The 16,699-nt window shown below is 47.1% G+C and carries 32 protein-coding genes and 1 tRNA gene; 28 read left to right on the top strand and 5 right to left on the bottom strand.

Features of this window, described 5'->3' with window-relative positions; all coding sequences use genetic code 11:
• The first annotated feature begins 1 nt into the window (after position 1).
• The 27 genes from ACI351_RS01800 to ACI351_RS01670 all read left to right on the top strand — a co-directional run bounded on the left by ACI351_RS01800 (position 2) and on the right by ACI351_RS01670 (position 12,672).
• The gene (locus ACI351_RS01800; RefSeq protein WP_439733546.1) at positions 2 to 151 is read left to right on the top strand and encodes a hypothetical protein; all 150 of its coding nucleotides are present in this window, start codon (positions 2 to 4) and stop codon (positions 149 to 151) included.
• Entirely contained in the window at positions 148 to 990 is an 843-nt protein-coding gene (locus tag ACI351_RS01795) for a hypothetical protein (protein WP_439733545.1), read from the top strand. The genes ACI351_RS01800 and ACI351_RS01795 overlap by 4 nt, the downstream gene beginning before the upstream one ends.
• 9 nt (positions 991 to 999) lie before the next feature.
• Complete coding sequence (locus ACI351_RS01790) at positions 1,000 to 1,269, top strand: hypothetical protein (RefSeq protein ID WP_439733544.1); 270 nt, start codon at positions 1,000 to 1,002, stop codon at positions 1,267 to 1,269.
• A complete protein-coding gene (locus ACI351_RS01785) occupies positions 1,266 to 1,754 on the top strand; it encodes a hypothetical protein (protein WP_439733543.1) in 489 nt (162 codons plus the stop codon). Before ACI351_RS01790 ends, ACI351_RS01785 begins: the two co-directional genes overlap by 4 nt.
• Positions 1,747 to 2,163, top strand: coding sequence for a hypothetical protein (locus ACI351_RS01780; RefSeq protein ID WP_439733542.1), 417 nt, complete (start codon positions 1,747 to 1,749; stop codon positions 2,161 to 2,163). The genes ACI351_RS01785 and ACI351_RS01780 overlap by 8 nt, the downstream gene beginning before the upstream one ends.
• A gap of 4 nt (positions 2,164 to 2,167) precedes the next feature.
• Complete coding sequence (locus tag ACI351_RS01775) at positions 2,168 to 3,112, top strand: hypothetical protein (protein WP_439733541.1); 945 nt, start codon at positions 2,168 to 2,170, stop codon at positions 3,110 to 3,112.
• Between the two features lie 3 nt (positions 3,113 to 3,115).
• On the top strand, positions 3,116 to 3,544 hold the full coding sequence (locus tag ACI351_RS01770) for a hypothetical protein (RefSeq protein ID WP_439733540.1): 429 nt from the start codon (positions 3,116 to 3,118) through the stop codon (positions 3,542 to 3,544).
• Positions 3,544 to 3,936 carry a hypothetical protein gene (locus ACI351_RS01765; RefSeq protein WP_439733539.1) on the top strand — a complete coding sequence of 131 codons (393 nt, stop codon included), beginning with the start codon at positions 3,544 to 3,546 and terminating at the stop codon, positions 3,934 to 3,936. The genes ACI351_RS01770 and ACI351_RS01765 overlap by 1 nt, the downstream gene beginning before the upstream one ends.
• 103 nt (positions 3,937 to 4,039) lie before the next feature.
• The gene (locus tag ACI351_RS01760) at positions 4,040 to 5,095 is read left to right on the top strand and encodes a hypothetical protein (RefSeq protein ID WP_439733538.1); all 1,056 of its coding nucleotides are present in this window, start codon (positions 4,040 to 4,042) and stop codon (positions 5,093 to 5,095) included.
• On the top strand, positions 5,092 to 5,619 hold the full coding sequence (locus ACI351_RS01755; protein ID WP_439733537.1) for a hypothetical protein: 528 nt from the start codon (positions 5,092 to 5,094) through the stop codon (positions 5,617 to 5,619). Before ACI351_RS01760 ends, ACI351_RS01755 begins: the two co-directional genes overlap by 4 nt.
• A gap of 1 nt (position 5,620) precedes the next feature.
• Complete coding sequence (locus ACI351_RS01750) at positions 5,621 to 5,887, top strand: hypothetical protein (RefSeq protein ID WP_439733536.1); 267 nt, start codon at positions 5,621 to 5,623, stop codon at positions 5,885 to 5,887.
• A complete protein-coding gene (locus ACI351_RS01745) occupies positions 5,884 to 6,339 on the top strand; it encodes a hypothetical protein (protein ID WP_439733535.1) in 456 nt (151 codons plus the stop codon). The genes ACI351_RS01750 and ACI351_RS01745 overlap by 4 nt, the downstream gene beginning before the upstream one ends.
• Complete coding sequence (locus ACI351_RS01740; protein WP_439733534.1) at positions 6,314 to 6,643, top strand: hypothetical protein; 330 nt, start codon at positions 6,314 to 6,316, stop codon at positions 6,641 to 6,643. The genes ACI351_RS01745 and ACI351_RS01740 overlap by 26 nt, the downstream gene beginning before the upstream one ends.
• A complete protein-coding gene (locus ACI351_RS01735) occupies positions 6,640 to 6,957 on the top strand; it encodes a hypothetical protein (RefSeq protein WP_439733533.1) in 318 nt (105 codons plus the stop codon). The genes ACI351_RS01740 and ACI351_RS01735 overlap by 4 nt, the downstream gene beginning before the upstream one ends.
• Before the next feature lie 3 nt (positions 6,958 to 6,960).
• A complete protein-coding gene (locus ACI351_RS01730) occupies positions 6,961 to 7,773 on the top strand; it encodes a hypothetical protein (RefSeq protein WP_439733532.1) in 813 nt (270 codons plus the stop codon).
• The gene (locus ACI351_RS01725) at positions 7,773 to 8,288 is read left to right on the top strand and encodes a hypothetical protein (RefSeq protein WP_439733531.1); all 516 of its coding nucleotides are present in this window, start codon (positions 7,773 to 7,775) and stop codon (positions 8,286 to 8,288) included. Before ACI351_RS01730 ends, ACI351_RS01725 begins: the two co-directional genes overlap by 1 nt.
• Positions 8,289 to 8,297: 9 nt before the next feature.
• Positions 8,298 to 8,768, top strand: coding sequence for a hypothetical protein (locus ACI351_RS01720; protein WP_439733530.1), 471 nt, complete (start codon positions 8,298 to 8,300; stop codon positions 8,766 to 8,768).
• Positions 8,765 to 9,760, top strand: coding sequence for a hypothetical protein (locus tag ACI351_RS01715; protein WP_439733529.1), 996 nt, complete (start codon positions 8,765 to 8,767; stop codon positions 9,758 to 9,760). Before ACI351_RS01720 ends, ACI351_RS01715 begins: the two co-directional genes overlap by 4 nt.
• A 10-nt stretch (positions 9,761 to 9,770) precedes the next feature.
• Positions 9,771 to 10,169: a hypothetical protein gene (locus ACI351_RS01710; RefSeq protein WP_439733528.1), complete on the top strand. Its 399-nt coding sequence runs from the start codon at positions 9,771 to 9,773 to the stop codon at positions 10,167 to 10,169.
• Positions 10,169 to 10,507, top strand: coding sequence for a hypothetical protein (locus tag ACI351_RS01705; RefSeq protein WP_439733527.1), 339 nt, complete (start codon positions 10,169 to 10,171; stop codon positions 10,505 to 10,507). The genes ACI351_RS01710 and ACI351_RS01705 overlap by 1 nt, the downstream gene beginning before the upstream one ends.
• Positions 10,497 to 10,742: a hypothetical protein gene (locus tag ACI351_RS01700; RefSeq protein ID WP_439733526.1), complete on the top strand. Its 246-nt coding sequence runs from the start codon at positions 10,497 to 10,499 to the stop codon at positions 10,740 to 10,742. The genes ACI351_RS01705 and ACI351_RS01700 overlap by 11 nt, the downstream gene beginning before the upstream one ends.
• Position 10,743: 1 nt before the next feature.
• Complete coding sequence (locus ACI351_RS01695) at positions 10,744 to 11,166, top strand: hypothetical protein (RefSeq protein WP_439733525.1); 423 nt, start codon at positions 10,744 to 10,746, stop codon at positions 11,164 to 11,166.
• A gap of 9 nt (positions 11,167 to 11,175) precedes the next feature.
• Entirely contained in the window at positions 11,176 to 11,562 is a 387-nt protein-coding gene (locus ACI351_RS01690) for a hypothetical protein (protein ID WP_439733524.1), read from the top strand.
• Positions 11,559 to 11,819: a hypothetical protein gene (locus tag ACI351_RS01685; protein ID WP_439733523.1), complete on the top strand. Its 261-nt coding sequence runs from the start codon at positions 11,559 to 11,561 to the stop codon at positions 11,817 to 11,819. The genes ACI351_RS01690 and ACI351_RS01685 overlap by 4 nt, the downstream gene beginning before the upstream one ends.
• The gene (locus tag ACI351_RS01680; protein WP_439733522.1) at positions 11,819 to 12,205 is read left to right on the top strand and encodes a M15 family metallopeptidase; all 387 of its coding nucleotides are present in this window, start codon (positions 11,819 to 11,821) and stop codon (positions 12,203 to 12,205) included. The genes ACI351_RS01685 and ACI351_RS01680 overlap by 1 nt, the downstream gene beginning before the upstream one ends.
• A 39-nt stretch (positions 12,206 to 12,244) precedes the next feature.
• Positions 12,245 to 12,457: a hypothetical protein gene (locus tag ACI351_RS01675; RefSeq protein ID WP_439733521.1), complete on the top strand. Its 213-nt coding sequence runs from the start codon at positions 12,245 to 12,247 to the stop codon at positions 12,455 to 12,457.
• Entirely contained in the window at positions 12,457 to 12,672 is a 216-nt protein-coding gene (locus ACI351_RS01670; protein WP_439733520.1) for a hypothetical protein, read from the top strand. Before ACI351_RS01675 ends, ACI351_RS01670 begins: the two co-directional genes overlap by 1 nt.
• 194 nt (positions 12,673 to 12,866) lie before the next feature.
• Here the strand turns inward: ACI351_RS01670 and ACI351_RS01665 are convergent.
• The 4 genes from ACI351_RS01665 to ACI351_RS01650 form a co-directional block, all read right to left on the bottom strand.
• Positions 12,867 to 12,938, bottom strand: a tRNA-Arg gene (locus tag ACI351_RS01665).
• Positions 12,939 to 13,030: 92 nt separating this feature from the next.
• Positions 13,031 to 14,221 carry an ATP-binding protein gene (locus tag ACI351_RS01660; RefSeq protein ID WP_439733519.1) on the bottom strand — a complete coding sequence of 397 codons (1,191 nt, stop codon included), beginning with the start codon at positions 14,219 to 14,221 and terminating at the stop codon, positions 13,031 to 13,033.
• 179 nt (positions 14,222 to 14,400) lie between these two features.
• Entirely contained in the window at positions 14,401 to 14,721 is a 321-nt protein-coding gene (locus tag ACI351_RS01655) for a hypothetical protein (protein WP_439733518.1), read from the bottom strand.
• A gap of 10 nt (positions 14,722 to 14,731) precedes the next feature.
• Positions 14,732 to 15,727, bottom strand: coding sequence for a tyrosine-type recombinase/integrase (locus ACI351_RS01650; RefSeq protein ID WP_428072569.1), 996 nt, complete (start codon positions 15,725 to 15,727; stop codon positions 14,732 to 14,734).
• A 101-nt stretch (positions 15,728 to 15,828) separates the two neighbouring features.
• Here ACI351_RS01650 and ACI351_RS01645 point away from each other — a divergent pair, with 101 nt between their 5' ends.
• Positions 15,829 to 16,029 (top strand): hypothetical protein, encoded by a 201-nt coding sequence (locus tag ACI351_RS01645; RefSeq protein WP_439733517.1) that lies wholly within the window; start codon positions 15,829 to 15,831, stop codon positions 16,027 to 16,029.
• Positions 16,030 to 16,342: 313 nt separating this feature from the next.
• Here the strand turns inward: ACI351_RS01645 and ACI351_RS01640 are convergent.
• Positions 16,343 to 16,699 (bottom strand): hypothetical protein (locus ACI351_RS01640; protein ID WP_439733516.1); only part of this gene is annotated, 357 nt, incomplete at its 5' end.

The following is a 16,699-nucleotide window of genomic DNA, read 5'->3' as shown; positions in this document are numbered from 1 at the left end:
TATGGCTAAAACCGTAAAAGAGGCGGCCAAAAAGCCCGAAGCGGAACAAAACCCGCAGGCTCCGGCCCCGAAGCCGGAAAACGCGCAGAGCGCGGCCCAAAGGCCCGTTTTGCGTAAGTTCTTAAAATTTCAAGGAGTTAACAAGAAATGACCGATAATCACATCGTTCCCACCCGGGAAGAATTGATGCAGGGCGTAACGCTGGATTATGCGCCTTTTTACAGCGTTTTCAAAGCGCGCGCCCACGAAGCGAAAATTGAAAACGTCAAATTCAAAACCATCCGCGCCGAGGATGACATCGTGGCCGCGTTTATCAACGCGCAGGACACGGAACGCAAGCACGTCAAAGCGACGGCGGGCGACAAATCTTACGCCAAAGCCTTTAAAGGCGTGCAGTACGCCGAAAGCATTTTAAACGCGCAGTCCGCCTTGCCGGATATGAACAACCGCGTTTTAAAAGCGTTCCACAAACAGCTGGATAAAGAAATTTGGCTGGGTAAAGACAACAACGGCGTGATCGTATCGTCCGACCCGTTCCACATTACCAACCCGTCCGCGACCTTGCCCAAAACCATTAGCGGCAATAACGGCATTGACGCGCTGGTATCGTTGGCGACCGACCTGCAAAAACAGGTGGAAGTAACGTCCTCCTCGTCCAATTTCCAACTGGCTTTTTACGGCGACGCGGCTAAAAAATATCTGCGCAAAACGCTGACCAACGGCACGGCGTACAACCGCATTTTGGCCGACGCCTTGAAAAACGTGGCGTTTTTGGAAGTGCCCGCCAACTTGGCCGAAACCGAAAGCGGCATCGTGGTTATCTGCCCCGAAATCGTGGAACTGAACCACACGCTTCTGCCGCAGGTACAGGGCACCGGCACCGACGAACGCGCCGGCGAAGTATGGGTCAATTACATTTACGGCACCGCCATGGTGGACGTAAAAGAAATGGGCGGGTTAATCGTACAGCCCATTACGGTGGCGGACTAGGAGTTTGCTATGCGTGAAGAGTTAGATAACATTCTTGAACAATTAGGGGCGACCTGTTTAACCTTGGCCGAGTGGGCCAAGGCAGCCGCTATTATGAACGGCAGAACCGATGCCAAGGCGCAATATCAAGCTCTTCACGCCGTTTTAACCGCGCGCGGCGGAATTTGCAGCGGGGAGTTGGAAGCCCTGCATTCTTATTTTGCCGCGCGTGGGTTGCGTGTTGCGGATTTGGAAGATAAACCGGGATTTTCCAATATCTTTATCGGTGCTCCGTTATGAGCAAAGATATTGAGTTTGTGGCAAAGCAAAAACTGAGCGTGTTTTTGCCTAATAATTTAAACCGCTATACGGTGCAAGCGGGGGTATTGGAAGATAAGCCAGCGGCTAAGCCCGCCGCGGGAACAACACGCCGGCCAATGGGCAAAGTGCGAAAAAGAAAGGGCGAAGAGCAAGGGGTATCCTTGCGCGACTTAATGGCTAAATTTAATACGTCGTACAACATCTTGCTGGCCCCGTGGCGAAACCCGAATAATAAAGAAGTCGCCCAAGTGGTGGACGACATTGCAAAGGATTTAAATCATAAGGGCCGTTGGTTGGCCCGAATCAAAGCAGGGGTACAGGCCGTAATCCGTAACCCAATCAAACGCAAGGAATACGGCTCCAATACGCAGGCAACCCAAAAGCGCAAAGGGTTTGACTGGTTGTTTGTGCAGACGGGCAAGCTGTTTGAAAGTATCAAAGTGGAGTTTTTGAATCGTGTTTAAAAAGCAACTGGAAGCTGACTTGCAGGCGATTTTTAAAGTGAAAGACGTCCGCTTTTGCGCGGCGGCGGACACTATAGAACAGGACGTTTTATGCGTGGACACTGCTTCCGTCCGTTCTGGCGCGCAGGCGGGCCGCGCGTGGGCGCGCGTCAGCGGTACGCTGGCCATTAAAGGCACACTCAAAAAGAACCCGTCGGGCTTTTTAACCAAAAAACTGTACGAGGCTCCGGCAGACGCACTGGGCCGATTTTGGTTTTCCGGCAAAGAAACGGCGGTATTAACGCCGATGCCTTGGGAAATAAAAGCGTACCAAATGGATTTTACGTATTTTTACGAAGAAGAATACGCGCCTGTAAAGGGCATAATTGAATACGCCAAACTGTTTTGGCGGTTTATCATAGGAGAATAAAACAATGGCAAACGGCGATGTGTTGTTAAATTATATTTTGCAGTTGGAAACCCGCACCCCCGTTCCGGCGGCCAGTACGGGCTTTTTGCGTGCCGCCTTGGTGGTGGTTAAACCCAAATCAGGCGTGGAAACGGGCAAAATCACGCGCTTAACGAGCGCGGTGGCGGCGGAAAGCCTTACGGATAACGAGGACGTAAAATATCTTTTTAACGGCGGGATGAACGCGGCTTTTGTTTTACCGACCAACGATTTGGATTTGTCGGACATTATTTCCGCCGCCAAAGAACGGTTTTTTACCGTGCTTGTTTCGTCCGACTTTTCCGCCGCGGAAATTGACGGTTTGGACGTCGGCGGTTTTTCCGGCGTAGTCGCTGCGGTTTTTGAAGATGAAGCCAAAGCAAAAGTATTCGCCCAACAGAAGAACCGTACCGCCTTTTTGACGGGCAACGGCAACAAGGGCGCAAACGCGTTTTATGCGTTCGGTTCGTTTTTGAGCGCGAGCGCGTGGAACAATCAGCAGTATATCCCAGTCCCCAAAGACGACGGCATTAATGATACGGGTACGGCTGACGCGCTGTTTGAGGACCGCCTGAGCTTTGCGCTTACGAGCGAAGACCAGTACGGCCCGCGTTTGGCGTTCTTCTGCGCCGGCGGGCAGGCGATTATCGCCCCGTACGTTACAGAAGAACTGAAAATCAACGCGCAGGGGTGGACGATGCAGTACCTCAATTTAAACCGCCCGCAATATACCCTTGTGCAGGCCAAGCTGTTGGAAGATAATTTAAACGCCAAAGCGTACGCCAAATACGTGGCTGCGGGGATTTTGTCCTACGTTCGTTTTACGATTACGCTTACCAATCAAAACTATGTGGCGGATATTGACGTCCGTATTCCCGAACCGTCGGCGTTGTGGCGGCTGAAAGGCATTTTAACGCAGGAGGCTTTGTAATTTATGAGCGAAAGAAAATACGCTTTACGCACCAGTTTGTGCGACTTTTATTTTTCCCGCAACGGGGAAGATTACGATTTGACCGCCGCCGTTGACAGTGCGGCGTTTGAAGACCCCGAACGCAAACATTTAACGCGCGGCTCTTCCGGCCAAAACAGTACGGGGCTTATTTATACCGAGGGCATCAAAGACCCGAAAACCTTGACGGTGGTGTTTATCGGCCTTAGCGCGGAATACGCCGCGCTGCTTGCCGATATGTACAAAGAGGAAGAACGCACGGACTTTAAAATCATTGACCGCAAGACTGGGCAAATGCGCTCTTTTAAAGACGCTATCGTCAGCCAAAAACCCGCGCAGGCTACGATGTCCGAGGGGGCGGAAGAACAGAACGTGCAAGTTATTTTTGAATGTTTTACCGTGGAGGATAAATAATGTCCGTTAAAGTCAAAGAACTGCGCGGCTATCGTTCGGTACTGGCGTATAATGCGTTTTATGCGTTGCTTATGGGGCTTGCCGTAGAGCAAGCCCACTTGGGCCAGCGCATAGAAACGACATTCGCCAAATTTGAGGCGTTGCCGGAAGAGCAAAAAGAAGAACAGTTAAAACACGCGTTAAAACTTGTCAATTTATCCAAAGACGATATGCTCAATTTATTGGCGTTTGCCGTGGATGCAAACGGTATTCCGTACGCCCAAAAGGACGTGGAAGAAATGGAGCCTCAGAAAATCTTTGAGGGTTTATTGGCCGTTTGCATGGCGTTTGCAAAAATCAAACCGTTTTTCCTTAATGAAAATGTAAAAAAAAACTGCCCGCCGGAAGCGTAGATATTCTGGCGGAAGCGTTTAGGCGCACGGACGGGAACTATACCTTGCAGGAAATAATGGACGCGGCCTTTTACCGCGCCCTAAACAGAGCGGAGTTTACAGAATGGCAGAAAGTTACATCATTACTATAAAATTTCAGCCGACGTCGCAGTCTTTGCAGCAGACGGAAAAGAAGCTGAACGGAATTTTTGACAGAGTAACCCACCGCTTCAAAACGCTGTTTCAAAAAGCGTGGAGCGGTATCAAATGGGGGGCCGGAATCGGCTTTGCCGCAACCGCCATTACCGCCTTGCTGGGCCGTTTCGGGCAGGTAAACGACCAAGTAAACGGGCTTTTGGCCAAGGCCAGCAATTTAAAAGACAGGGCGCAAGGGGCGGGAACGGATATTGCTTCTTATGAGTTTATCAGCGGCTACGCCCAATCCAAGGGGATAAGCCAAGAAATGTTTGACGCGCTTTTATCCCGTATGCAAACGATGGTAGGCGCGGCTAAAAACGGTGAACGGAATGCTCTTTGGAATTACCGCGGCGAAACGGATATGGCCAAAGTGTTTTACAACGTAATGAACCGTATCGCTGAGGTCAGCGCGGTGGATAAAGCCCAAGGGGCCGCGCTTGCTTCGTCCGTATTCGGGCAGCGCGCGGTAACGCAGTTAGGGCCGCTAGTGTCCGAGGGGTTTGGCGACAAAGAACTGCTTAAAACCTTGCAAAGCGTGGACTGGGAAAAATACCAAAATACTGTTTTGGAAAAGGATGCTTTGAGTAACAAGCAGGCGCGATTAGCGGTTATGCGCGAAATAGATGATTTTTTTGCAAAGTCCAAGCTGACTACGGACAATACTATTAAAAAGCAAGACGCCTATCTGCGTACCCAAAACGCAAAAGATAATTCTTTTTATGGTAATTACGATAGAATGGCCCAACTCCAAGAAACGGCGGACAAGGTGGAAAAAGCCATCACGAACTTTAGCTTGACGTTTCTGCCCATTCTTACAACGGCTTCGGAAGGCCTTGAGGAATTGATTGGTGCCGTCAAAGACGCCAAGGGCGACCCTACGCCGCACCTTAAAACCATAGCGGGCTTTATCGTAAAAGCTATGGGGCCGCTCGGCTACAGTACCAGCGCGGCTTTACATCTTTGGAACGGGAGAAACAGATGATCAAGTTAAATGCGGCCCCTGTTCTGTTGTTGTATTTCGCAAAAAAAGCCGGAAGTAGAAACAGTTTTACAACCCCTATACCCGTATATTTGGATGAAAAACTGACGGGTATTTATGTGGACACGGAAAAATACGGTTTAACCGTTTCCACCGACGCCGTTGTAAATTATGATCCGAATAATGGCAACAAAGGCAATTTGGTTTTACAGCAAAAAGGCGAAAGCCAGCAGACCGTTATTAATTTAATCGGACGCAGGGACAGCATTATTTTGAATATGCTTTTGCCCGCGTTGCAGAGCATTTATTCAAAGATTATTGCCAAGAAAGATTACCGGCTAGCGTATTTCAACAAAAACACGCTTATTTTTAACGGTCGGCTGGCCTCTTTTGAAATTAACCAAACGCGGCAAAATGATTTGGTTTCTTTTTCGCTGGGGATAGAAGTTCCGGCGGAAGAGAGCGAGCAAGGCGTAACTATGATAGAGGGCAAGCCCATTAGCAAAATCCCTTTAAAGGCGGCTTAGTATGGATAAAAAATTAACGTGGTTCCGGCTTTTTAACACGGCGGAGGTTGCAAATCTGCCCTATGTGAAACAGGACTTTGATTTGCAGGATTACGGCCCCGTTACCGCGCGGCTGACCAAAGGGCAACATTACGCGCTTGTTTTGCCGGAAGAAGAACTGTTTTTGCCCGTCGGCGTCAACGGGCGCAATCCGTTTATTACGCCGGACGGCAAGTTCGGCGCGGCACTGGACGCGGAAGGGTACGTTTGGCTGGGGGTGCTGTTGTGATACTCAACTGCGAACACGGTTTTTATTCGTTCATTCCGGAAGATATGGACGACCAAGCGTATTTTGAAGCCGCCACGGGTTATAAACTGGTGCGCTTTGCGGACGGCCTTACGTTCGCGCCGCTTGCGGATTTGCCGTGCGTCAGCATTAAAGGACAGCCGTACGGCGGCCTTACGGCTGGCGTAAACTACTGCGGCTTGCCGGAAGACGTAATACGCGCCAACGGTTTCGTGTTTGACCTCGCCGCGCGGAAACTCGCCCCGCTTTCCGCCGTTACCAAAACGCTGGAACTTTATCCGCAGGTCAACGGCGCGCTGATTGCGGTGGACGAACTGCCGCAGGCGGGCGCGGTGTACAACCGGCAACGCTTGTTATCTTTTTCGGGCGTGGCGCGGTGGCAGAACAGACAATTTATTTTGAGGACCTATGAGTTGCAAAACCAAAGCAATTAAAGCCGCGTGCGAAAGCGGCACAGTAACCGTAAACGGCGTTGTCGTGCCGGAAGCGGTTATCGTATCCGCCGGACGGGCAAAAAGTGAGGGCGTGGCCTTTTTCAGCGGGGAAAAAGTGTTTTACGTTGCGGTACCCGTGGAAACGCTTTCCCAGTTAATCGGTTTAACGGCCCAACTGGCGCAGGCGGTGTCTTCGGGCGTGTTACCCAGTAACGCTGGCGGCCCGATTACGTCCGGCAGTTTTGCGGCGGATTTGGCGCAGTTAAAAGAGGCCTTGGACGAATTAAAGGGGAATATCCAATGATGAAAGACGTTCAGTACGACGCGGCCAAAAATGATTTGGTTTTTGTTAGTTCCGAGGTTCCGCGTGCGGCAAATTTAATTGACGTTCAACTGGGCGCGCTTACGTACGCGCCGGAATGGGGCGCGGATAAGGCGTACTTTTTAAACCCCGATTACACCATTCAAGCCGAATGCTTTGAAGCCCATTTACTCCAACGTATGGGCTATTGGGGTATCAACGTGGCGAAGTTCGCCGCCAAACAGGGCAAATTCTGCCGAGAAATGCTTTTTAATTTAGCCGAGCCGGACGGCGGCACGGCCTTAATGCGAGGGTAAAAAATGCCATATACCGATAAAAACGGCTATGTGCCGCATACTATGGAAGAAGTAATGCAACTGATTTTATTGGATATAAACGACCAGTTCAATACATCGTATTCTTATGACCAGTTTGTCGGAACGGGGTTTTATAAGTTCTTTTATGTACTGGCTCAGCGTATTGTTGCGTTAGATACTTCGTTTGCCGAAGTATATGCTAAATTACAGGACTATGTCCGCTTTATGAATGAACAAATCAATGCGCCTGCGGTAAACCCCGAACGCGCATTAAAAATACTCCGTACAGCCGGATTTACGGCTTCGGTGCGGCCTGTAACGCAGGACACCGCCGGAGAGTTGGCGTTTTGCGTGGATTTAGACGATAAACTACCCAATTATGCAACACAGAAACAGCGCGTATTAGACATCTTGAAAACGTGCACGGCGGGGGGAATTTATTTCGCGGGCACGGAAACGGGAACCTCGATATTAAGTAACGGGCAGGCTATGCCGTACGCGTTTTTCCTGCCAGCACGGTACGAGGTCAGCCTGAAACTGACCATACACGCGTCCGCTTCTTCGGGTTTGGCTGTACCGTTGGAATCGCAAATTAAACAAACGCTTGCGGATAATTTAGCGGCTATGTACCGGATGGGAGTAGATTTTGAGCCGGAGCGGTATTTTACCGTTTCGCGGGATGCATCGTATGCTGCGGCCGTAAAATTAGAGTACCAAAAAGAAACGGGCGGGGCGTGGAGTGATGAGGTATACAAAGCGGATTTCAAAGATTTATTTGTATTTAATCAAGAACGTATGGAAACGGTGGTGCTGTAATGGAATACTTCACGGGGGACAAAAGCGAAAAGAAAATTGTATCGTGCGCCGGAAGCCTTTTCCAAATATTGGAAGGAGAGGTGCGTGCGTTTTTTCAAAACGCCTACAATGCAGAAGGGTTAGGGCGCGTGCTGTATGATGCGGGGCTGGCTCCGCTGTCCAACATTTTACCGCGCGACACGTTTGCTGGTACGATGAACGCCCTTTTTGAAAAATTCCGTACGGCGGGTACGTTTGAAAGTTATATTTCGGTTTTTAAAACGATTTTTGGGGCGGATACAGGTGTAGTATTTGAAGTTTTAGGTAAAGCCCAACTGCGTATTAACATTACGGCCAAACGTGCCGGCACGCGGCTTTGGGGTACTTTGGATGAAAAACTGGTAAAGGATAAAGCCGGAAAAGTGTTTGCATTCCAACGTACAGTCAAAAGCGGTGATTATTATGAAGCCCGTCAAGTGCTGACAATTTTGACTCCGGGCGGTATTTATTTGGAAGTTACGTTTAAAAGCGAATAAGGGGATTTTATGGCAGAAACAAATCAATCTTATGAAATAGTGAGTATATCAGATTTAAATCCGATACCCGAGTTGTCTGAATCAGACAAAACGCCGGTGGAAAACGCGGCAGGTACGTATTCTATGACGTTGGCACAGGAAAAAGAATTTTTTAACCGGGGTATGCAACCCAAAGAAATCCCTGTGCAGACATTGTCCTCCTCTTCCGGCACCGTTACGTTGGCAGACGGTAACGTGTACCGTATACGTATCAGCACTGCTACGACCTTCGTTCTTCCGGCCGTGACGGACGTCAGCGTGCATCATCAAATTAAAGTATTTTTGAGCGTGTCCGGCACGCCTGCCATTAACTGGGGGACAAGCCATTTTTTCGGCGGGTTTGCCCCGTATGTGCAGGAAGGGGAGTTTGTTGTATATTTTGATTTTGTTCCGGCACTTAACGTATGGGTGGCCGGCGCTATGGAGGCAGGCGCATTATGAGATTGTTTTCCAGCGAAATATTATTGGGGGCTTCGCGCTGGCTCGGTTTTGGCACCGGCAGGGACGGAGATGTCGTTTATCCGTCCAGCTGTACTTTTGCGGGCGGTATTGTGAACGCGCGTAATTTTACACTAAAAAGCAATGCGGTTTTGACAACCGAACGGTTGGTCCCCATTTTTATTAAGGCAACGCACTCTATTACCATTGAGGACGGTGCTGTTATTGACGCAGACGGAAAGGGTTATACCTGCGTTGAAGAAAATAATAAGTTTGGATTGGAAGGCTCAGTCAGCAGCGGTGTCTGCGGATCTAAAGGAATAGGCGGCGGAGGAGCCAACGCAGGAGGAGGTGGCTTTCAATACTCCTCCGGCGGAAAATCCGTTTCAGTAAATACGTTTTTGTCATATATTGCGTTGCATTATGAAGAACTGCTCGTTAAGAATGACCAACAGATTATCCCTTTATTTGGCGGGGGCGGCGGTTGGGTTGTGTCGGGAGATTTAAATTACAGCGTTGGCGGCGGGGCGATTATTCTAAGTGCGCCTGTGATTAATTTAGGCAGCGCCACGTTGCGCGCCCGCGGGCTTCCCGGGGCTGGTGCCAGTTGGGTAGGCGGAGGCGGGGGAGCTGGCGGTTGGATAGGACTGTTTGGCAACCGTTTAAATGATGCGGGCGCTTCGTTTTTAGCCTGCGGAGGCGGCGGAGGCGGGGGAGCGTGGGGTGGTGTCGGCTCTGCCGGTGTTTGGCAGGACGGAGGTGCTTCCTGGGGGCGAGGTTATACCGCGGGGGGTGCGGGTGGCGGATCCACTGCTTTAAACGAAGACGGAGGAACGGCCGGAAAAGGCGGCTATGGAACACAATATAGCGGCCAAGCGGGAACGACTACGGGCAATGGCGGATACGGCGGCAACGCCACGGGTTCAGACCGCGGCGGCCGCGGAGGAGCAGGCGGAGGAGCCGGCAAAATTTCGTGGCTTCAAATTAACAGATAAGGATGTTTCTATGAGATACGCAAAAATAATCAACGGTAATTTGGAATACGCGCCAAAAAACAAGGGTGCGGTCAGCAATTTTGACCAAGACATTTCGGCTATGCTTGCCGATGGATATCTGCCGGTTATTCCGGCGGTTAGGCCGGATGACGGAAAGGAGTATGGTCTGTCCTATGAACAAGCTGGCGGGCAAATTCGTGAGGTGTGGACGTTACTGCCTCCTCCTGAACCCGTAACGCTTCCGCTGGCGCAGCAGGTGGATGTGTTGGAAACACAAACGGGCCTTACCCGCGCGGTGCGCGAATTAGTGTTGACTGAAAATTCCGGCTCTAGTCAATACGTCAAAGACCAAGCCCGCAAATTGGAAAATATGGCGGCTCCGTTACGCAATGCTGCAGAGGAGGAATAATGAGTTGCACGCGGGAAACGGAGGGCTTTTATAAAGGCGACGATGTGGTTCTGTCTCTTGAAATTGTACAGCCGGACGGATCCAAAATGGACTTTGGCGGGAAAAAAATCATTTTTATTTTGAAGAAAAACCGCCTTGAACCGGACGATAAAGCGGTGCTGCTTAAAGAGTATCAACCGCAAAGAGGAACGCTTTTAAAAATACCGCTTACGGCCAAGGAAACGGATATTGCGGCGGGAGTATATCAGTTCGCCGTGCGCGTAGTGGTAAACGGAACACAAACCACGGAAGGCGAGGGAACGCTAAAAGTGATGCAAGGGGTGTTTTATGGCGCGTGAAATCCGGCTGGTTTTGCAGGTAGGTACGTCCGAAGTGCGGACGCAACCCGCCGTACAAAATACACTTGTTTTGTGCGGCGGAGCGCAGTCCAGCGTTTCGGCGGGACTGCAAGAAATGAAGCAAATCAAAAGCGAAGTTTTGGAAATTGCCCGTTGCGCTCGCAATATAGCGGGCGCGGCGGAAGATGTCCCTGTGGACATCGCTATCTTACTTGATGAAAATAAAGGAGTGTAATATGTCGGAAGAAACAACTATCTATTCAGCAAAACATTGGGCGTCCAAGGCGCAAAAACAGGCTCAACAGGCCGCAGAAGAAAAAACCGCCGCGGCCAGCAGTGCCACATCGGCGCAACAAAGCGCGGGAATAGCGACTACCAAAGCCGAAGAAGCCGCTTCCTCCTCCACCAGTGCACAGGCCTCTGCCACAGCGGCGGCGGGTAAAGCCACCTTGGCGGAAGAATCGGCAAGCGCTGCGGCCAATAGCGCCAGTTCGGCTTCGTCCTCCGCGGCTTCGGCGTCCACAAGCGCAAGCGAGGCTTCTTCCAGTAAAACTGCTGCTGAAACGGCTAAAACCAAAGCCGAGGCCTTGGCCCAGTTATGTTTGGCTTTAGCAAATAATCCCGAAGACGAAGCGGTGGATACATCGGCCTTAAATTAGGGGGCCATTATGGCAAACGAAGTTTATTCCGCTAGACATTGGGCGGCCAAGGCACAGCAGGCCGCCAGTCAGGCTGTTTCAACGGTTAAAATGCCTATTACGGTTCTGACGGTTAGTTCCGGCAACATATCTTTAGTTCCTGACGCAGTTTATAGATTGAGCCTAAACGAAGCAACGGTATTTACTCTTCAAGCCCCTGAAGACATTTCTGTACACCACCAGATTAAGTTGTTTATGGAAGTAACGGGTACGCCGACGATAAATTGGGGAACCGTAAACTTTTTCAACGAAACCGCGCCAGATATTGCGGAAGGGAAATACATCGTTTATTACGATTATGATCCGAATTTGTCGGAGTGGGTATGTGGTGCGATGCGCGCGGGAGTATCACAATGAACGAACAGGAAGAAAATAGAAAGAATGCGGTATCCCCAAGCACAATTAAAGAATGGCTCGTTTTGGCCGGAATCGTAGGCGGCGTGATTATGTGGTTCGCCACGATGTACGGCCTGCCGCCGCGCGTGGAAAAACTGGAAACAACGGTTTCCGATATGCAAAAGCAGATTGACCGCAACGACGTCAAAATCAACATTATTTTGGACGACGTCAAAACGATTAAAAGTTTTCTGCTCACGAGGCACGGAGGGGAATAATGCCAAAGTTTAGCAAAACGAGCGAGGCACGGCTCCAAACATGCCACCCGGATTTGCAGGCGGTATGCCGGGAACTTATCAAACAGTATGATTTCGCGGTGCTGGAAGGGCACCGCGGCGAAAAGGCACAAAACGCGGCATACGACGCGGGCAACAGCCATGTGCGCTATCCAAACTCGGCCCATAATAAAAAGCCCAGTTTGGCGGTGGATATTGCACCATACCCGATTGACTGGGGCAATTTGGCCCGATTTCGGGAAATGGTTTTCCGCTTTGACGCTGTGGCCGCGGTACTTCGCGCCCGCGGCGAAATCCAAAGCCACTTTGAGTACGGGGCCTTTTGGCCTAACTTCAAAGATTATCCGCATATTGAGATTAAAAGTTAATTCCGTCGAATTCGACGGAATTAAAAAGGAGAAAGAATTATGGAACATATTACGGGTGCTATCGCTTGGCTGAAAGCGAACTGGGCCGATATTTTGGCCTTATGGGCGTGCATTATCGGTACGGCGGAAATCGTCGTCAAATGGACTGACAGCAAGAAAGACGACGAAATTCTGGGCAAAGTCCGCGCCGCCGGCGTGAAGATTATCAGCTGGCTGACTAAATTCGGGTTTGAACAGCCCAAGGCCAAATAATGTGGGAAACATTATTAAAAGCGGTATTGACGGCGGGGGCGGTGTGGTGTATTGCCGCCCTGTCGGCCAAATTGGCCCGCAAGAGCGCGGCCTTGGAACAAGCACAAAAGGAGGCTTTGGAGCGTGAAAAAGTGGAGCAGATTATTGATAATGTGGAGCATTTGCCTGCTGATGACGTGCGCCAGCGGTTGCAGAACCTCGGACGTAAAGAGTAGCGCGGCGGTTTGCCGGATCCGCTTTGATTATGCAGATACGGGGGTAAACGAGCAGAATGCCCGCGCCATGCTCGCTTTTTATTGCGTGTGTAATCCGCAGGCGGAAGGATGTCAAAAATAAAAAAATCCTCATTTTGGGGCTTGAGGATTTTTTATTTTACTACATTTTTTACTACATATCCGTCTAAAAGAACTGCGCTCGGCGGGAGTCGAACCCACATTTCCAGCTTCGGAGGCTGACGCTCTATCCATTGAACTACGAGCGCGTTACGACGATAAATTATATATCTATTATACTAAACTATAAGCAAAGTGCCAAAATCGTGCCACTTTTTTCATAAATTTGTGTCAAAATAGTTTATTTTCCAAGTAAGAAATCCGCCAAATGGATAATTTTGACTCCATTTACATTTCCAACGGCCAGATTATCTAAAGTAACCACGTATTTGGGATAATTATCTTTAATGGCAAGCAAATTATCAGTTTCACGGGTAGATTCGGGCGGTAAATGAACACAAACCTGAACATAGACTTTATCATCTTGTTTTTGAGCAATAAAATCAATCTCTTGGGTTTGATTCTTGCCAATAAATACCTCATATCCTCTACGGCGAAGTTCTAAATAGACGATATTTTCAATGACGGCGGGTAACATTGTATTATTGTAACCCATCAGCCCATATTTTAAGGATACATCGCCCAAATAATACTTTTCTTGGGTTTTGAGAATAGATTTGCCTATTACATCATATCGTTGGCATTTATGGATGATGAATGCCTGCTCTAACCATTTCAAGTAATTATAAATAGTTTCTACTGATATTTTACGATGTTCACTGCGTAAGAATTTAACAATAGAATTAGCAGAGAACGTTTTACCCATATTGTCCAAGATGAATTTTACAACACGGTCAAATAAATCCTGTTTATTGATGCGGTGTCTGCGAATAATGTCGTTTGTAACAATGGCTTTATAAATATCCTGTACAATTTGGTAGGCAGACTGCGTATCTAGTTTATTAGCGGCAATGAGAGGGAATCCGCCCATTTTAATGTAGTTTTCAAGGAGTTGTTGGGCAGGTAGTTCAGAAGGGCGCATAAAGGAAAGGTATTCTTCAAAAGATAATGTATAGACGGGAATAGACACATAACGTCCTGACAGATACGTGGCTATTTCACTAGACATTAATTTGGAATTAGAACCTGTTACATAAATATCTATATTCCCTTGTTCCATTAACTGATTGACTACCTTTTCCCAACCGTCAATTTCCTGTAGTTCATCTAAGAATAGGTAATATTTATCATTGCTTGTAATATCTTTTTTTACATCCGCTAACATTTCATTGGCAGTCAGACCGCTTAATTCAACATCGGTATAGTTGCGGACAATCATCTGTTCCTTCTTAATCCCACGGGCAAGAAGTTCGTTTTGTATCATTTCAAAGATAGTAGATTTCCCGCAACGTCTGATTCCTGCCAGTATTTTAATAATGGGGACATCTATAAATTTGCTTATTTTTTCGATATAATCGGGTCTGTTTATCATAAATACCACCTCTCAACGTATTTATAGTATATAGAAAAACTTGTAAAAAGTAAATAGTTTTTCTAGTTTAACCTGAAAAACTTTATAAAAATGTTAACTTCTTAAGGTGTGTTTTAAGCTATCTTGATAACCTACGCACAAGTAAAATTGTGCGTAGGCTAGCAGATGACAATACCAACTTACACAGTTGTATTTTGTAATGCTTCAACCAAGAAAGGCAGATGCTTGCGCCAAGTGTCTAAACGCATACATATAGAAGACTTATAGAACCTAGAAGGTCCAAATGGAGTTATATCGTGTACACTCATCGCTAAGCATTGATGCCCCTGATAAGAGAAGACTTTACATTTCACCTCTTCTGTTGTATTTTTGGCAAAACTATAAATAATAGTTTCACTTTCCTTTTCTTGGATATTTTGGACAGAAACATTTTTATTGTTTGAATTCGCATCCAAATTATCAAATGCTCTTTTTAATTCTTCAATCGATATATCTTTCATAAATACAGCCTCATTGTAATTGTGGAATTAAATCATTTACCACTTCAATTGATTTGCGCAAATAAGTAGGGCTTAAGTGCGCGTAGCGTTGGGTCAATTTTAAGTCACTATGTCCCAAAATTCGCTGTAAGTCTGTTATACTACCGCCGCTCATCATAAAATGTGAGGCAAAGGTATGTCTAAGGTCGTGAAACCGTATATCACAAATTCCTGCCTGCTTGAGGGCGTGTTTAAAATCAGCAGATACTTGTTTATCTGAAATCGTAAACACTTTGCCATACGGTTGTGGTTGCATATTAAGTAGTAACATTTTAAGCGAGGGCATAATCGGCACTTCGCGTTGATAGCCAGATTTGGATATGTAGATATGGATGATATTATTGGTTAAATCAATATCTTTCCAATCTAGACGCATAATTTCACCTAGCCGCATCCCAGTACCAATTGCAAACGCCACCATTTCCTGAGACCGACCAGAGATATAGGTTAAGACGTCCCGCACTTGTTCCTTAGTTAAATAATGAGTTCTAGCAGGGTTTTCTTTGTGTTTTGCCACCCCAATGCACGGATTCTCACCTCTATATAGTTTGAGCCGTAGCATTTTATTAATAATAGCGTTCAAGACCGTAAAATGCCTGTTCGCTGTAGATGGAGTTGTTTCTGCCATCCGCTTATTGTAGAACTCTTGAACGTCTGCTGTGGTAATACGTGCTAAGGGTTTATTGCCAAAGTACCTTTTTAAACATTCAATGGTACATTTGGTTTTCTTAGCACTTTTCTTTTTGGACAAGTGAATCTCAAAATACTTGTCTGCTGCCTCAACAAACGTGAGTTGCTGTTTCTGACGTTCTGGAAAATACTTGCCTTCCATAACCTCAGATTCTCTTTTGGCTAATACTTCTTTAGCGAAGGATTTAGTACCCTTCACTATTTCGCGGTGTCTTTGATTGTTTTCATCAAAGAAACCAATTTGATATTTATCTATAGCAATCTTTCTGATGCTCATAAAATACCTTCTTGTTTATTTATAATGTCATGTAACATATTGTAACATATTATATTATGTTGTAAACTACGTGCCATACAAAAATTTGTTATAATTCCTGTATGGGAACGAAAGAATCACCAAATACGCCGATAACAATTCTGTTAACTGGCGCGCAGTATAGGGCTCTAAAAAAGATGTCCCAAACTGATGAACGTAGTATCTCCTGGCTGATTCGCAAGGCAATAAATGGATGCTATGCTAAAGCAATTCAAGCCGAGGAAGATACGTCAACTCAATCTGAATCTTCTACAGATGCTTAAGGCATTTTGTCTATAGGTTATTACCTGTAAATTGGCCATATAAGCCCCAAAATTAGACAAAACGACCCCTAAGAGCATATGTTGGCTCTCTTAAACATCCTTCAGGTTATAATGGTTTTACGCCCGAATACGGAAGATGCTTTCTAGCCCGTCTGTACTGCCTTTTGTTTCTTCAATTGACTTATTTACTTCACTTAAGTCGAATCTAATACTTCTTTTACTAACTGGTACTATCCATTGCTTTGGAATCTTGCCCTGACATTTGTATGTATAGATACTTTTTTTAGTAGTCCCTATATACGTTGCCAGTTCCTCAGCAGACACTAACCGTGGACCCATTATTCTCACCGCCTTGCTGTTTTAGCGATTTTGTAGTATTACCTACGCATTGAGGTATAATTTTATTCCACTCCATATCTTTAAAGTTTTGATATGTTTGGAGTGTAACAGGTTGAAATGAGTTAATACTAGAGGCAATAATATCCCTAATAACTAGTTCTTCCTGTTGTTTAGGATAAGACAGATTTTTAATCTTCTTCCAATAATTGTGGGCATATTTCTTGTTAGAATGATTTTTAATCCACTCATACGTAAAATTTACCCCAAATGTTTGTATCATCCAAGCAAAAGCAACCTGAGATGCTATACTTGTTACTCCGTGAATACTATT

Origin of the sequence: Candidatus Avelusimicrobium sp. (assembly GCF_051874775.1) — a bacterium.
Lineage (GTDB): Bacteria > Elusimicrobiota > Elusimicrobia > Elusimicrobiales > Elusimicrobiaceae > Avelusimicrobium.
Note: the sequence above shows the minus strand (reverse complement) of the source record. Positions and strands in the feature narration are given on the sequence as shown.